Source organism: Limosilactobacillus pontis DSM 8475, from assembly GCF_001435345.1.
Classification (GTDB): Bacteria; Bacillota; Bacilli; order Lactobacillales; family Lactobacillaceae; genus Limosilactobacillus; species Limosilactobacillus pontis.
On the sequence record NZ_AZGO01000060.1, the window covers coordinates 20114 to 35637 of the forward strand.

A 15524-nucleotide genomic window follows, 5' to 3' on the forward strand; every position below is an offset into this window, starting at 1 on the left:
GATCATGAAACACACTAAACTAATCAGTGGGGTCATCGCTATCATCCTCGGGGTCATCATCGCCTTCTTCATCCCTGCACCGGCGGGCCTTTCCCACGCCGGCATGGTTGTCCTGGCCTCCCTGGTGACCGCCAACCTCTTCTGGATCTTCAACGTCATCCCAAGTTTCGTCACCGGGCTGTTAATGCTCTCCTCATGTGTCATCCTGCGGGCCGTTGACTTCCCAACCGCCTTCAACATTTTCTCCTCAACCACCATGTGGATCATCATCGGTGGCCTGGGTTTAGGTGCAGCGGCCACCAAGTCCGGCCTGATTAACCGGATCGCCCTAAACATCATGAAGCGTTTCCCCGCTAACTTTAGCGGCCAAACGCTGGCATTGTTTACCGCTGGAACGATCATTTCGCCAATGATTCCGAGTGCCCACCCGAAGACGGCGATGAGTACCCCACTGGCCCTGGGGATCAGTGAATCACTGGGTTACAAGAACAAGACAAAGCAAAGTTCCGGGATCTTCCTGGCCGCCATCTGGGGCTTTCTGGTAATGGAAGCCAGCTTCCTTAGTGCCACCGCCCAAAACTACGCCTTCAAGGGGCTGCTTCCCCAAAAGGCTCAGGCAACGATGAGCTGGGGGAACTGGTTCCTGATGATGCTGCCATGGACGGTAATCACCCTGGTCTTTGGCTTCTTCCTGCTGAAGTTCCTCTTCGCACCGAAAGATGACAAGCCAGCCTCCAAAGAATTTATTTCTGAACAGCTACATAAACTGGGACCAATGTCGCGCAACGAAAAGATCACGGCGGCCGTTATCCTGGTTGCTATTATCTTCTGGATTCTTGAAACCACCCTGAAGATTCCTGCTGCCGTTACCGCCTTGTGCGGGGTAAGTATCCTGGTTGTCACCGGTGTGCTGACGCCACAAGACATCAGTAAACGGCTGAGTTGGAACACTATCATCTTCATCGGGACCGTCATGGCCCTGGGGAACGTAATGCAGGTTGTTAAGCTGACCACCTGGCTGCGGATCATCCTCAAGCCAGTCATCAGCCCAATTCTCGGTAACATTTACATCACGGTCATTGCACTGCCAATCATCATTTACCTGTGCAAGTTCGTCGTTGTTTCATTGATTTCCACTGGGACACTGATCATTATTGCCCTGTTGCCATTCTTCTCCACGATGAGCTTCAGTCCGGCCATCATTGCCCTGATCGTTACGACGAGTGTCAACATCTGGATGCTGTCCTACATGGATGCCCCATTCCTGACTGGGATGGCTGCCGTCAACGATAAGATGGCAACGCGGGCCGCACTAGCTAAATCATCACTTGGCTATATGATTATTAACATCATCGGCCTCCTGCTCTGTGTTCCCGTTTGGAAACTGATGGGGATTGCCTGACTCCTTGCTGTTTCTCTCCCACAGATCCACGCTATTTTAAGATCAAGCAATCAAACATAATTAGCAAAAGGGTCAACCGATTTTTTTCGGCTGACCCTTTTTGTATTCCTCTTCTTTATCTTTCTAAATGCTATAATACATTTAATAACCATTGGAAAGGACGCAGAGTAATGACAAGCTACTCCCGTAATAATCTGACGAGCAAGGCCTACGACGTCATCCTCCAGAAGATCATCAGCGCTGAATACAAACCCGGTCAGAAGATTTCCGAAAAGAAGATCGAAGAAGACGTTAACATCGGCCGGACCCCGGTTCGTGAGGCCCTCCTGCAATTGCGTCAGGAAAAGCTAATCAACGTCATCCCCCAGTCCGGGACCTACATTTCCAAGATCGACCTCAAAGACGTTTTTGAGGCACGCTTCATTCGCTCTAGTATTGAACAGCGGATTATGCGCGAGGCAGCCGCGTTAAATATTGCCCCCGAACAAAAGACGGCTATCAACGACATTATCAAGGAACAGATCCAAGCCCGGGCAACAGATAACTTCCCAGCCCTCCTCAGGTTTGACGACACCTTTCACAAGTACTTCTATCGAATCACCGGACATGAACGGGTCTGGGACTGGCTCCGTAAGGTCAATATTCAGTTCAACCGATTCCGTTTTTTCCGCCTCAAGGTCCAGAAGCTATCGTGGAAGGGTCTAATCGAGGAGCACCAGCGAATCGCTAATGCCGTCTTAAACAGTGACATCAGTGAGGTCGACCGCTTGACGGCCAACCATATGCACCGGATGTTGGACGAGGAGAAGCCATTGATCGAGGCCTTTCCCGATTATTTTGAAAATGCTAACTAAACAAAAAGATCTGGAAGAACGCAAATCCTTCCAGATCTTTTCTTTTACTTAGCATAGAAGTGTTGCCACTCCTTATTAACGTTTTGGCGGGTAGTCTTTGTCCCGGCCCATGATGGTACCTTAACGACCCCGTCAATCTTATCCTTCGGCACAAAGCCCCAGTAGCGACCATCATTGGAGACGCTCCGGTGATCCCCCAAGACGAAGTATTCGCCCTGCGGTACCTTGGTGGCCCCGTTGTGCTTCAGCCAGCTGTTTTGCACGGAGATGCTCTTCAAAGTCCAGTTACCGGTCCCGGCACCCCGCTGCTTCATGCTGATGTAGTCCTGGTTAATCTTCTTGCTATTGACGTAGATGTTACCATCCTTGGACCGGACCGTATCACCCGGCAGGCCAATAACCCGCTTGACGTAGTCGGTCTTGACGGCCACCTGGGGGTCAACCCCATTGGCGTCGAAGATCACGACGCTCCCGTGGTGGATCTGGGACCGTTTCAGGCAGAAGACCCGCTCGTTATTCTGCAGGTTCGGCTGCATCGACGGCCCATCGACCCGGACAACCTGGAACAAAAACTGTTTTATCAGCAGGGCAATCAACAGCCCGATCACAATCGGGATCACCCAGCTCATCACTTGCCGAAATGTTTTCATTAACTTTGCCTCACAATACCAAACTTATTTACTTCTTATCATACTCTTCCATGAGTTGTTTGGACAGCTGATAATCACCAACGTAAGGAATATCGCGGCCACGCTCATGCATGAACTGCTCCCGTCCCTTAGCGGCCATGAACATGGCGTCGCCCGGTTTAGCCATGGCAAAGGCTTCCTTGATCGCCGCCACCCGGTCAACGTTGATGATCACCTGCACGTTCGGGTTGGTGATGTGCTCCTTGATTGCTTCGTCAATATGGTGGGGATCCTCAAAGAAGTTATCCTCACTCGTCAGAATGGCCACGTCCGCAAATTCGGAGAGGGCCCGACCGATATCCTTTCGACGAGACTCGGCCTTCCCACCGGCGGCCCCGATTACCACGATCAGGCGACCGTTCGGGTACTCGTGCTTCATGAAACTGAAGCTTTCCGTAAGACTCAGGTAGTTGTGGGCGTAGTCAACACAGGCCACCAGCCCCTGCTTGTTCTTCAGAAATTCCATCCGACCAGGCACCTTAGTCTCCTGCAGGCCAGCCGCAAAGTCGCTGACGTCATCCTTCAGCTGGGTGCTAACTGCAATGGCCGCCAGGGCGTTACTGTAGTTGAAGTGTCCCGGAATCATGATCCGGAAGTCGCCGGCCACCTGGGGCAGATCCAGATTGTGAGTGGTAACGCTGAAGTGCCCGTGTTGACCACCATGGTAGCGGTAGTCGGCATCACCCTGGTCGCTACCAAAGGTGATCAGCTTCTTACCCAACTCGCGGGCCTTCTGGGAAAGGAGGTCGTAGTAATCCATGTCCCGGTTCAGGATGACAGTATCGCTGTTCACGATAATCTGGCTCTTGCAGTAGAGGTAATCATCGAAGGTCGGGTGCTCAACTGGACTGATGTGGTCCGGTGAAATGTTGAGGAAGACCCCGATGTTGAAGTGGAGACCATAGACCCGCGACTTCTTGTAGGCCTGGCTGGAGACCTCCATCACCAGGTACTTCATCCCGTTATCGACGGCTTCGCGCATCATCTTGAAGAGATCCAATGATTCAGGAGTCGTCAGGTGGGATTCGATGAAGTGTTCACCATCGAGACATTCATCAATCGAGGAGAACTGGCCAACGATCGGCCCGTAGACGTGGCGCAGGATGTGACGGGTGAAGTAGACCGAGGTTGTCTTCCCCTTCGTCCCGGTGAAGCCCACCAGCTGCAGCTCCCGTTCAGGGCAGCCGTAGAAGTGCCGGGCCACCGTGGCCATCGCCTTTTGGATATCGGTTACAATGATCTGGGGAATCGCCTGGGCCGCGGTATTGAGCTCATCATGGTAGACTAGTTCAGACATGAAGGCACTGGCACCCGCCTCAATGGCACTCTCCAGGTACTTCGGGTTGAAATTGTTCCCCTTGCAGAAGAAGAGGGTCCCATCCCCAACCTTTCGGGAGTCATAGGCCAAGGACCGTGGTTCCACCCGGGCCGCACTGTCCGGCAGGGTGTAGGACCAGTGGCCGTTGACAATCGTTTCCTTGTACAGACCCTCTTCCTTCAGGAGGTCGGTCATTTCCTTTAGTGAAAGCATTCCTATTCTGCCACCTCGTCTAACTTCTTTACTTCTTCAGGGATAAAGTCATCAATGAAGTACTGCTTGTACCATACCAGGAAGGTGTAGATCGTCCAGATCTTCCGACGACCGTCGACCTTGTCGTTGTAGTTGTCGTCCAGCAGTTGCAGAATCTTGTCCTGGTCAAAGAATTCCTTGACGAAGTCCTGCTCAAAGAGCTCGCGAACCTCCTCATAGTACTTCTTCTCCCGCAGCCATGCCCGGACAGGAACCGGGAAGCCCATCTTTGGCCGGGTTGCCCATTCCTCTGGTAGGTGCCGGTTGGCGGCCATCCGGAAGGCCCACTTGGTCCCGTGACGGTTGAAGAGGTACTTGGTTGGGGTGTGACCCGCGACCCGCATGACCTCCTTGTCCAGGAGTGGTACCCGGAGTTCCAGGGAGTTGGCCATGCTCATCTTATCGGCCTTCAGGCAGATATCGCCCGGCATGAACTTGTGAATGTCCAAGTACTGCTTCTTGGCAACCTCGTCGATATCCTTGTCCTCAACGTTCTTCAGGATTGGGTCGATGATGTCGTCAATCGTCGGGCCGCAGTTGTACTTGTCCTGGAGAATATCGGCCGCCTCATCTGGTGAGAAGATGTAGGCCTGACCGATGAACTTGGATTCGCGCACGGGGGCCAGGGCCCGGAACATGTGCAACTGACCATGGAAGTGCTTGCCGTCCAACCACTTGGCGATCTTGTAACGCTTAGCCTGTGGCAGTTCACGCAGCTTGTCGGTGAACCAGCGGATCAGCATGGAGTTGGAGTTGAAGCCGTAGTCGATGTAGCCGGCGAACAGCTCATCGGCCCCTTCACCGGACAGCATTGCCTTGTAGCCGTTATCCTTGGCCAAACGGGTCAGGAAGTACAGCGGGATGACGGACGGGTTGGAGTCTGGTTCGTCCAGGTAGTACTGGATCAGTGGGAAGGTGTGGAAGGCCTCCTCGTTCGTCAGCTTGGCATCGGTGTTCTTCAGCTTCAGCTTGGCTGCCAGTTCCCGGGCCTGCTTGGTCTCGTCATAGGTGCTGTCGAAACCGATGGAGAAGGTGTTGTCCGGCCGCATCATCGCCGTCACGTAGCTGGAGTCGACCCCAGCAGACAGGAAGGAGCCAACCTTGATCCCCTTGTCAGCAAAGGAGTGGGCCTTAACCGAGTTGGTAACGACGTTTTCGATGTTGTCGACGGCCTGGTCGAAACTCTCATCCTGGGGGTCGAAGTCGGCGTCCCAGTATTCCTTCATGCTGAACTGGCCATCCTTGTAGTGGAAGCAGTGACCCTCTGGCAGCTTGTAGATCCCCTTAAAGAAGGTCTCCTGGGTTGCTGAGTACTGGAAGGTCATGTAAGGCTTCAACGCTTCCTTGTTCAGCTGCTTATCAAAGTTCGGGTGGTCTAGGAAGGCCTTGATCTCGGAACCCACAAAGAAGGTGCCGTTCATCTTGCCGTAGTAAAGCGGCTTGATTCCGAAGTGGTCCCGGGCACCAAACATCTCCTGGTTCTTAAAGTCCCAGATGATGAAGGCAAACATTCCCCGTAGGCGCTTCAAAACATCATCGCCCCATTCCTCGTAACCATGCAGGATAACCTCGGTATCCGCATGGGTTGAGAAGGTGTGACCACGCTTGATCAGTTCCTCGCGCAGTTCCTGGAAGTTGTAGATCTCACCGTTGAACTCAATGGCCATCGACCGGTTCTCGTTGAAGATCGGCTGGTTACCGCTCTTCACGTCAATAAAACTCAGCCGCCGGAAGCCTAGCGCCACGTGTTCATCCACGTATTGCCCCTCTGAATCAGGGCCCCGGTGGATGATCCGGTTCTTCATTTTCTTAATCAGCTTATCCTTGATTTGTGGCTTTTCGTTGTCCACAAACGCAACAATTCCACACATATTTTTCTCCTATTCTATCTATTAGCGTTGAACGAAGTATTTCTGGTAGTTCTTGTTGATGATCCAGAATGAGTAGTGCATCAACAGCCGTTGCTTGAGCGTGTCGTGCTTGTCGAAGGCCGTAGTTCCCCATTTGCCAGCCGCGAGCAGCTGCTTAGCCTTCTCCTTGTACTCGTTTTCCTTGGCGTACTTGTAGAAGACCTTCTTCGGGCCGTTCATCCACAGCATATCACCATCGGCATAGTCAGTTCCGGTGAAGGGCTTGTGGTCGATCACGTCATCAACCACGTACTTGGCCAGGTTGTAGCCATTCAGGGTGCAGTAGAAGCTACTCCGCCCCTGCCGCAGGTTGATCTCAAAGATCTTGAACTGCTTGTCACGCCGGTCGTACTTCATATCGAAGTCCGCAAAGCCGACGTACTTGACCTCCTCTAAGAACTTCTGAATGGTCTTGTAGATGGCCATGTCCTTCTCGGGGAGGATCACCATGTAGTTACCAACGGCCACCGGTGACGGGTCCTCCAAAAGCGGGTGGGCCAGGCTGATCATCCGGACGTGGTGGTCGGAGTCGACGTAGGCGTTAACCGTCCGCATGTTGGAGTCATCGCCGGGGATGAAGTCCTGGGCGATCATCTTGCCGGTGTAGCCCGCCTGGTAGATCTTTGGCATCAGCTCGTCGAACTGTTCCCGCTTGTCCAGGACATAGGCCTTCTTGCGGCCCTCAAATTGAATATCAAGCCATTCCACACTGTCAGATGGCTTCAGGGCAATTGGAAAATCGAACGGCAGCTCGATCGGCTGCCCAGATTCGACCTCCTCCTTCGTGATGATCTTCGTCTTGGGGTAAGGAAGACCATACTTTTCGGCAGCTTCGTAGAACGTCTCCTTGGTGCCTAACCGCTTGAAAAGCTCGGCATCAACATAGGGACAGATGAAGCTCTTCTTCAGCTCATCTAAGTGCTTAGCAATCAGTTCGGTGTAACCATCCCCACAGGACAGCAGAAGGTACTTCTTGTCGGGATCAAGGTTTGCAGCAATCTTGCGCATCGTCTCAATGAAGACCGGGTCCTCGTTGAAACCTTCAATAACGTGGACATCGACCAGCTTGGTGTAGCGCGTCGGGGCCATGTGCATCACCCCATAGGCAATACTCTTAATTCCGTATTGCGAGTAGAACGACCGCGCCATTCCGTAGCAGTTAAAATCGGTCCCCAACAGAATTGGTTGGAAGTCAGTCCGCTTTTCTTTGCTTGACATCTTATTCATCTCTCAATTGCCTCATTTACTAATTTTAAATCAAACTTAAGTATAACTATCCTAATAATGTTTGTAAATATGGTTGCCTAATTTCCGCTGGCCCGCGCGCCATCCACCGAAAACAAAAAAGGAGAAATCGGCAATGGTGCTTCCTTTCTCCTCAATTCTTTCCCAAATTTACTCTTGCTCGCCCTTCTTGGAGAACTTCCCCTGCCGGACGTAGACGCTCAAGATGGCAATGTCGGCCGGGTTGACCCCGGAGATCCGGGAGGCCTGAGCCAATGTCTCGGGCCGAATCTTCTCGAGCTTCTGCCGACCCTCGGTTGCCAGGCCGTCAATATCCTCGTAGTCAATATCGGCCGGGATCCGCTTGGCCTCCATCCGCTTCATCCGCTCGACCTTGACCTCTTCCTTCTTGATGTAGCCGGCGTACTTAAGCTGGATCTCAACCTGCTCGATCACGTGCCGGTCCAGGGTGTCCTGCGGGGCCGGGATGAAGTTCAATAGGGTCTGGTAGTCGAAGTACGGCCGCTTCAGCAGGTCGGCGGCAGCCACCGCGTCCTTGAGGCGGTTGTCACCGTGCTGCTCGATGAAGGTGTTGACCTTCTCATCACTCGGCTTAAGCTTGATCGACTGCAGGCGCTTGATCTCGGCGGCCACCTTAGCCTTCTTGGCCTCCATCTTGGCCAGGCGCTCGTCGCTAACCAGACCGATGGCATGGCCCTTCTCCATCAGCCGGAAGTCGGCGTTGTCATGACGGAGGATCAGGCGGTACTCGGCCCGGCTGGTCAGCAGGCGGTAAGGTTCCTTAGTTCCCTTGGTGACCAGGTCGTCGATCATCACGCCGATGTAGGCATCCGAACGCTTAAGGACAAATGGCTGCTTGCCCTGGGCCCGTAGCCCGGCGTTGATCCCCGCGATCAGTCCTTGGCCGGCTGCTTCCTCGTAACCGGAAGAACCGTTCGTCTGGCCAGCCGTGTAAAGGTTCTTGACGATCTTGGTCTCCAGGGTTGGGTGGAGCTGGTATGGGGCCACCACGTCGTATTCGATGGCGTAGCCCGGCCGCATCAGCTGGGCGTTCTCCAGCCCCTTGATCGAGTGGACAATCTTGTTTTGAATCTCTTCGGGCATCGAGGTCGAAACCCCATCGAGGTAGTACTCGTCGGTATCGCGGCCCTCGGGTTCCAGGAAGACCTGGTGGCGGGACTTATCGGCGAAGCGGACGATCTTATCCTCAATCGACGGACAATAACGGGGACCAACCCCCTTGATCATCCCGGAGAACATCGGGGCCCGGTCCAGGTTGGCCCGGATGATCCCGTGGGTGGTTGGGTTGGTGTAGGTCAGCCAGCAGGCCAGCTGGTCGGAAACGGCAATGTACTGGCTGTCCGGGGTATCGAAGCTGAAGTGGTGCGGTTCCTCGTCGCCGGGCTGGATGTCGGTCTCGTCGAAGTTGATCGTGTTCCCGTTGACTCGCGGCGGTGTCCCGGTCTTGAACCGTTCCAGGTCGAAGCCGAGATCCTCCAGGTTCTCCGAGAGCTTAACCGCCGACTTGGAGTTGTTCGGGCCGGACTGGTATTGGAGCTCGCCGATAATGATCTTACCCCGGGCGGCAGTACCGACGGTCAGAACCACGGTCTTGGCGTGGTAGCGGGCCCCCGTGTTGGTAATGACCCCCTTGCAGACGCCATCCTCAACGATCAGCTGGTCGACCGTCGCCTGGCGCAGGGTCAAGTTTGGTTCGCGCTCGATGGTTAATTTCATCTGCCGGTGGTAGGCGTGCTTGTCGGCCTGGGCCCGCAGTGCACGGACAGCCGGACCCTTCCCGGTGTTGAGCATCCGCATCTGGATATAGGTCTTGTCGATATTGTGCCCCATCTCACCACCAAGGGCGTCAATCTCGCGGACCACGATCCCCTTAGCCGGGCCACCAACTGACGGGTTGCATGGCATAAAGGCCACCATCTCCAGGCTAATCGTCACCAGCAGGGTCTTGTTTCCCATCCGGGCAGCGGCCAGTGCGGCCTCACTCCCGGCGTGGCCGGCACCGACAACAATGACATCATAGTCGCCGCCCTCGTATTGAACGGCGTCCGAAGTTTTCAATGATTCTGCAGACTTCATGATTTTCCCTACTTTCCTAGGCAGAATTGACTAAACAGTTGGTCGAGCAGCTCGTCCTGGTAGCTGTCCCCGGTGATCTCACCGAGGAGGTCCCAGCAACGGGTCATGTCGATCTGAACCAGGTCGACCGGCATCCCGTCCGCGATCCCCTTCAAGACATCGCTCAGGGCATCGTTAGCCTGGTGAAGAAGGCCGATGTGGCGGGCGTTGGTGACCATGACGTTGTTCTGGCTGCTCTCGATCCCTTGATCAAAGAACATATGGCTGATCTGTGCACCGAGCTGGTCCATCCCCTCGCGCTTGACGATCGAGGTCTCGATCAAAGCGGCATCACCAACCAACTCCTTTAAGCGGTCCAGGTCCAATTGACTCGGCAGGTCGGTCTTGTTCAGGATAACGATCCGCTGCTTATCCTTGGTAGCCGCCAGGAGCTTCTCGTCCTCCGCCGTCAGCGGGGCCGAGTTGTCAATCAGAAGCAGGACCAGGTCGGCGGCGTCCAGGGCCTTACGACTCCGTTCGACCCCGATCTTTTCGACCGTATCAGCGGTGTCGCGAATCCCGGCGGTGTCGATCAGCTTCAGGGGTACCCCGTTGACGTTGACATACTCCTCGATCACGTCCCGGGTCGTCCCGGCGACGTTGGTCACGATCGCCTTGTCCTCATGGAGCAGGGCGTTTAGGAGACTGGACTTACCGACATTGGGCCGGCCGATGATCGCCGTCGCCAGCCCCTCGCGCAGGACCTTCCCCTGTTTAGCCGTCTTGAGGAGGGAATGAATTCGTTGCTGAATGTCGGTGGCCTTCTCCTTCAGCATCTTGGTGGTCATCTCCTCGACATCATCGTACTCGGGATAGTCGATGTTGACCTCGACCTGGGCCAGCACGTCCAGGATGTCCTTACGCAGGTGGCGAATCAGGCGGGAGAGGTCCCCGTCCAATTGATTCAACGCCACCTTCATCGACTTGTCCGTTTTGGCACGAATCAGGTCCATCACCGCTTCGGACTGGGAAAGATCAATCCGACCGTTCAGGAAGGCCCGCTTGGTGAACTCACCTGGTTCGGCCATCCGGGCCCCGTAGCTCAGCACCAGCTGGAGAATCCGGTTGGTAGCAAGCAGGCCCCCGTGGCAGTTGATCTCAATCACGTCCTCACGCGTGTAGGTGTGTGGCGCCCGCATCACCGAGACCATTACCTCATCGACTTCCTGCTTGGTGTCGGGGTCGATGATGTGCCCATAGTTGATCGTGTGGCTGGCCACCTTCTCCAGGTTCTTACCCTGGTAGATCCGTTGGGCCACCTTGATTGCGTCATCCCCGCTGATCCGGACGATCGAAATGCCCCCTTCGCCCACCGGGGTTGAGATAGCCGCGATCGTATCCGCCTCACTGTTTACCATGATATTCGCTCCTTTCTAACAAAAAAAGCGCCCAGTCCACGTCTGAAGGCATTACTGCCGTCATCATGGTCAAAGCACTTTCACTACTTTAACTGATTTAATTTGAATAACCGTCAATATTCTAAAATCATCACTGGTAAATGTCAACCAAAGACTGCCCGCCTAATTCTGTGGGGCGACCACCACACTCCGGTAAGGCTCCCGACCGTGCGAGTAGGTCTTGACGTGGGCGTTATTCTCGAGTTCCTTATGGAGCTGCTTACGTTCCCGTGCTGGCATCGGGTCGAGGAAGACGGCCTGTCCGCTGGCCACCACCTCGGTTTCGGCACGCTGGGCCAGGTCATGTAGGACCTGACGGCGGCGTTCCCGATAGTCGGCGGTGTCGAGCATGACCACCGTCTTCGGGGCACCGTGGTAGTTCATGAAGACGTTACTCAGCTGTTCGAGGGCGTTAATCCGCTGGCCATGGCGACCGATGACCCGGCCAGGCGCCGGCGTCTTAACATCAACCGTGATCGCGTGGGCCTCCACTTGAGTGATCGTTGGTGCCGTCTCAACACCCAGGTCCTTGAAGATTCCCTGCAGGTATTCCACCAGCTGGTCGCCCGCATTCCGGACCTTGCTTATGTTAGCGGCATGGTGGGCCTTGATAACGGCCGGATCCAGTTCATCCCCATCCTTAACGTCAGTTGGGGCCGCGGTCGGCTGGGAAGTAGCAAAACGAGGTGCGGTCGTCGAGTGGGCACTGGCCGGTGCCGAAGTTGTAGCCGGCTGGTCCGGGGTCGGCTTCGCGGCTGGCTTGTTCTTAACTACCGGCTCAGCACTGATCTTGGCCGCCCGCCGACCAATCCCAAGGAAGCCGTTGCGAGGCTCCTGGATGACCTTGATCGTCAGCTGATCAGTGGGCACCCCGAGGGCCGTGGCAGCCGCCTGCTTAGCAATTGCAATTGTTTTACCAGTATAGATTGGCATCTTATTCATTCCTTTGTATCGCGTTCTTCTATATATTGTACCCTTTTCGCTAACGATAGGCGAAAGAAAAAGCTGAGTACCACGATCGGTACCCAGCTCTAAATTCAATTCAATTATTTACGCCGACTCTGGTAGGCACGACGCTTGGTCTTTTCCAGCTTCCGCTTGCGGTGCCGTTCCGCGCGTTGCTTTTCCTCCCGTTCGCGACGAATCTTGAATGGGTTCTGGATCAGCAGGGTCTGAACCACCTGGAAGGCGTTAGAAACCACCCAGTAGAGGGTGATGGCCGACGAGAAGCCCAGGGCCATCACGAAGACCATCACTGGCATAAACCAGGTCATTGCCGTCGTCATCCCGTTCTTTTCCGGCATCGAGGCCATCGACAGCCAGGAACTGATGAAGGTGAAGAGGGCGGCCAGGATCGGCATGACGTAGTACTGATCCAGGTGACCCAACTGCATCCAAAGGAAGGTCCCCTGCTTCAGTTCTGGGGTCCGCCAGATGGCCTGGTAGAGGGCCCACATAATTGGCAACTGAATGATCAGCGGCAGCATGGAGGCCATCGGGTTAACCCCGGCTTCCTTATAGAGTTTCCGGGATTCTTCCTGCATCTTCAGCATGGATTCCCGGTCACGTGACGAGTACTTCTTCTGCAGGGCCTTCAGCTTCGGCGTTAGTTCCTGCGTCTTCATCATCATCTTGGTCTGATAGAACATCAGTGGCAACAGCAATACCCGGATGATCAGCGTGAAGACGATGATCCCCATCCCGTAACCACCGATATGATTAGAGAGCCAGATAATAAACTGCGAGAAGTTGTAAACAATGTAGTGATCCCACAGGCCGGTACTGTGCTTGGTGACCGGCGCGTTAGAACAGGCTGCCAGCAGCAGGGTCAAACTCATGACCGCTGACAGGCTTAAGATCTTTTTTCGCTTCTTTGTCAAAACGTGTTCCTCACTTTTCATTCAATAGGTCTGCCCGCTTCAGGGCGTGGACAAGCTTCTTCTTCACTTCCGGCATCTCAAGGCCGTCCGCGGCTGGCCGCGCAATCACCAAGAAGTCGACGTCCGGCTTGATCTGCGCTTTGACCTCCAACAGGGTCTGCCGGATCCGCCGCTTCACCCAGTTACGATGGACAGCGTTGCCGATCTTTTTGCCGACTGAGATTCCCACGCGAAAATGTTTCTGGCCCGGCTTGGCCATCTGGTAAATGATGAATTTACGGTTGGCGACGGAATTATGGGTTTCAAAGACCCGTTGAAACTCACTTTCCTTTTTAACTCGGTATGATTTTCTCATTATATAATCCCTAGCCTTACATTAGATATGAAAAAAGGGCTAGGCAAACGACTGCTGACTAAGTAAAGCGGTCTGCCCTGCCCTAACACAATAAAAAAAGCCACTGTAAAAGTGGCCGTGTGGTTATGCAGATAATACTTTTCTGCCCTTTTGACGCCGACGTGCTAATACCTTACGGCCGTTACTGGTGCTCATGCGCTTAAGGAAGCCATGGACACGTGCACGGTGACGCTTCTTTGGTTGAAACGTGCGCTTCATACAATTGCACCTCCTATTCAATTGAATGGGTTTGCTTCTAGTCTAAAAAGACGTTCTCTTCAAACATACTTTGGAAGTATACCATACTTTTCGCGATTAATAAATGGCTAAAAATTATTTTGACTTTTTTATTTATCCACAGAACGATAAAAACTATGCACAGGCGTGTGCAAGATGTTCTGCTGTGGAAAACTATCCACCACAATATCTTGTAGTTATTCACAATTCACACCCTGTGTTTAGAGTTATCCACAGGACAGTGAATACTTGTTAATAACCCGTTAAAACACCGTCATTATCGCGTTTACTTATCCACAACCGTTGTGAATTGGTACTAATTCTCCCACTAAGCTAACAGAATCAACAGCCCACAACAAAAATACCACACAGTGTTGTGTAAAAAACTTTCTTACTTATCCACCCTGTGGAAAACTTTTTAATGTAATGATAAAATACCGTTTGGAATTTAATATATTAGGAGGAATTATTTTGACTGAGCTCGATTCTCTGTGGGAAGCGATCCAAAATTCATTTCGTCAAAATACCACTAAGGTCACCTTTGACACATTGATTGCTCCGGCAAAAGCAATTTCTCTCTCCCAAAACCAACTGACCGTTCTGACACCAACTCAGATCCACCAGGAGTTCTGGCGTAAAAATCTGGATGCCAAGCTCCGTGAGTACGCCCGGGCGGACCTAGGCCATGATATTGAGCCACGTTATGTTTTGAAGAGTGAAATCACCCCAACACCCGATAAAAATGCGGCTGGCATCCCGACCTTTGAAATGGATACCCCATTAAACCCCCACTACAACTTTAATACCTTCGTTGTCGGTGAGGGCAACAAGATGGCCCACGCAGCGGCATACGCCGTTGCGGAGAGCCCCGGCGGCCTCTATAACCCGCTTTTCATTTATGGGGGCGTGGGGCTGGGCAAAACCCACTTAATGGAGGCCATCGGTAACCATATGCTTCAGGCCAACCCGAAGGCTAAGGTCAAATACATTACCAGTGAGGAATTTACCAACGACTTCATTAACTCGATCCAGAGCAACTCAATGGAGAAGTTTCGTGAGGAATACCGAAACCTCGACCTGCTCCTGATTGATGATATCCAGTTTCTCGCCACTAAGGAGGGAACCCAGCTGGAGTTCTTCTATACCTTCAACGCCCTGCACGATCGAAAAAAGCAGATCGTTATGACCTCCGACCGGATCCCAAACGAGATTCCCGAGCTCCAGGATCGACTGGTTTCGCGGTTTCGCTGGGGTCTGCCGGTTGAAATTACACCGCCAGACCTGGAGACCCGGATCGCCATCCTGCGTAGCAAGGTCGAAGAAGATCATATCCAAATCGGCAATGATACCCTGAACTATATTGCGGGCCAGATCGATACCAACATTCGTGAACTCGAGGGTGCCCTCAACCAAGTTCAGGCTTTTGCCAACCTCAGCGGCGAACCGATTACCCCTCACCTGGCTTCCCAGGCACTGAAGGGGCTACGGCAAAAGCAACAAACGACCATCTCAATCGCCGAGATCCAAAAACAGGTGGCTAGTTTCTACAATATTACCCAAAGCGATATTCTCGGGAAGAAGCGGGTCAAACAGATCGTGGTCCCACGGCAGATCGCCATGTACCTCTCCCGTGAGCTGACCGATTTTTCCCTACCAAAGATCGGGAATGAGTTTGGTGGCAAGGACCATACGACCGTCCTCCATGCCATCGACAAAATTGAGGCCGCCCTCAAGAAGGACACCGACCTTCAAAAGGACATCAATAACCTGAAGGAACGCCTGCATTCATAGCCTGTGAACAACTCAAGTG

The 15524-nt window shown here is 53.5% G+C and carries 13 protein-coding genes; 3 read left to right on the top strand and 10 right to left on the bottom strand.

The window, feature by feature from the left end; translation table 11 throughout:
* Window positions 1-4: 4 nt before the first annotated feature.
* Both FD34_RS06055 and FD34_RS06060 read left to right on the top strand, forming a co-directional pair.
* The gene (locus tag FD34_RS06055; RefSeq protein WP_057807764.1) at window positions 5-1402 is read left to right on the top strand and encodes an SLC13 family permease; all 1398 of its coding nucleotides are present in this window, start codon (window positions 5-7) and stop codon (window positions 1400-1402) included.
* Between the two features lie 170 nt (window positions 1403-1572).
* Window positions 1573-2256 (top strand): GntR family transcriptional regulator, encoded by a 684-nt coding sequence (locus tag FD34_RS06060; RefSeq protein WP_057807766.1) that lies wholly within the window; start codon window positions 1573-1575, stop codon window positions 2254-2256.
* A gap of 44 nt (window positions 2257-2300) precedes the next feature.
* Here the strand turns inward: FD34_RS06060 and lepB are convergent, their stop codons facing one another.
* The 10 genes from lepB to rpmH form a co-directional block, all read right to left on the bottom strand.
* Window positions 2301-2906, bottom strand: coding sequence for a signal peptidase I (lepB, locus tag FD34_RS06065; RefSeq protein ID WP_057807768.1), 606 nt, complete (start codon window positions 2904-2906; stop codon window positions 2301-2303).
* A 28-nt stretch (window positions 2907-2934) separates the two neighbouring features.
* A complete protein-coding gene (murE, locus tag FD34_RS06070; protein WP_057807771.1) occupies window positions 2935-4476 on the bottom strand; it encodes a UDP-N-acetylmuramyl-tripeptide synthetase in 1542 nt (513 codons plus the stop codon).
* A 2-nt stretch (window positions 4477-4478) separates the two neighbouring features.
* Complete coding sequence (asnB, locus tag FD34_RS06075; RefSeq protein ID WP_057807772.1) at window positions 4479-6386, bottom strand: asparagine synthase (glutamine-hydrolyzing); 1908 nt, start codon at window positions 6384-6386, stop codon at window positions 4479-4481.
* Window positions 6387-6407: 21 nt separating this feature from the next.
* Complete coding sequence (locus tag FD34_RS06080; protein WP_057807922.1) at window positions 6408-7643, bottom strand: carboxylate--amine ligase; 1236 nt, start codon at window positions 7641-7643, stop codon at window positions 6408-6410.
* Window positions 7644-7820: 177 nt separating this feature from the next.
* Window positions 7821-9767 (bottom strand): tRNA uridine-5-carboxymethylaminomethyl(34) synthesis enzyme MnmG, encoded by a 1947-nt coding sequence (mnmG, locus tag FD34_RS06085; protein WP_057807774.1) that lies wholly within the window; start codon window positions 9765-9767, stop codon window positions 7821-7823.
* Between the two features lie 8 nt (window positions 9768-9775).
* On the bottom strand, window positions 9776-11164 hold the full coding sequence (mnmE, locus tag FD34_RS06090; RefSeq protein ID WP_057807776.1) for a tRNA uridine-5-carboxymethylaminomethyl(34) synthesis GTPase MnmE: 1389 nt from the start codon (window positions 11162-11164) through the stop codon (window positions 9776-9778).
* 162 nt (window positions 11165-11326) lie between these two features.
* On the bottom strand, window positions 11327-12136 hold the full coding sequence (gene jag / locus FD34_RS06095; RefSeq protein WP_057807778.1) for an RNA-binding cell elongation regulator Jag/EloR: 810 nt from the start codon (window positions 12134-12136) through the stop codon (window positions 11327-11329).
* Window positions 12137-12249: 113 nt separating this feature from the next.
* Window positions 12250-13083 carry a membrane protein insertase YidC gene (yidC, locus tag FD34_RS06100; RefSeq protein WP_202812840.1) on the bottom strand — a complete coding sequence of 278 codons (834 nt, stop codon included), beginning with the start codon at window positions 13081-13083 and terminating at the stop codon, window positions 12250-12252.
* A 10-nt stretch (window positions 13084-13093) separates the two neighbouring features.
* A complete protein-coding gene (rnpA, locus tag FD34_RS06105) occupies window positions 13094-13438 on the bottom strand; it encodes a ribonuclease P protein component (protein ID WP_057807780.1) in 345 nt (114 codons plus the stop codon).
* A gap of 123 nt (window positions 13439-13561) precedes the next feature.
* Window positions 13562-13696 (bottom strand): 50S ribosomal protein L34, encoded by a 135-nt coding sequence (gene rpmH / locus FD34_RS08480; RefSeq protein WP_083479914.1) that lies wholly within the window; start codon window positions 13694-13696, stop codon window positions 13562-13564.
* A 489-nt stretch (window positions 13697-14185) separates the two neighbouring features.
* Between rpmH and dnaA the strand changes: the two genes are divergently transcribed.
* Window positions 14186-15505, top strand: coding sequence for a chromosomal replication initiator protein DnaA (gene dnaA / locus FD34_RS06110; protein ID WP_057807782.1), 1320 nt, complete (start codon window positions 14186-14188; stop codon window positions 15503-15505).
* Window positions 15506-15524 lie beyond the last annotated feature (19 nt).

Bases quoted from the DNA above. Each gene is read 5' to 3' on its own strand.
- rpmH (WP_083479914.1), bottom strand. From the start codon at position 13,696: ATGAAGCGCACGTTTCAACCAAAGAAGCGTCACCGTGCACGTGTCCAT.
- murE (WP_057807771.1), bottom strand. From the start codon at position 4,476: ATGCTTTCACTAAAGGAAATGACCGACCTCCTGAAGGAAGAGGGTCTG.
- mnmE (WP_057807776.1), bottom strand. From the start codon at position 11,164: ATGGTAAACAGTGAGGCGGATACGATCGCGGCTATCTCAACCCCGGTG.
- FD34_RS06055 (WP_057807764.1), top strand. From the start codon at position 5: ATGAAACACACTAAACTAATCAGTGGGGTCATCGCTATCATCCTCGGG.
- rnpA (WP_057807780.1), bottom strand. From the start codon at position 13,438: ATGAGAAAATCATACCGAGTTAAAAAGGAAAGTGAGTTTCAACGGGTC.
- FD34_RS06080 (WP_057807922.1), bottom strand. From the start codon at position 7,643: ATGTCAAGCAAAGAAAAGCGGACTGACTTCCAACCAATTCTGTTGGGG.
- FD34_RS06060 (WP_057807766.1), top strand. From the start codon at position 1,573: ATGACAAGCTACTCCCGTAATAATCTGACGAGCAAGGCCTACGACGTC.
- jag (WP_057807778.1), bottom strand. From the start codon at position 12,136: ATGCCAATCTATACTGGTAAAACAATTGCAATTGCTAAGCAGGCGGCT.
- mnmG (WP_057807774.1), bottom strand. From the start codon at position 9,767: ATGAAGTCTGCAGAATCATTGAAAACTTCGGACGCCGTTCAATACGAG.
- asnB (WP_057807772.1), bottom strand. From the start codon at position 6,386: ATGTGTGGAATTGTTGCGTTTGTGGACAACGAAAAGCCACAAATCAAG.
- lepB (WP_057807768.1), bottom strand. From the start codon at position 2,906: ATGAAAACATTTCGGCAAGTGATGAGCTGGGTGATCCCGATTGTGATC.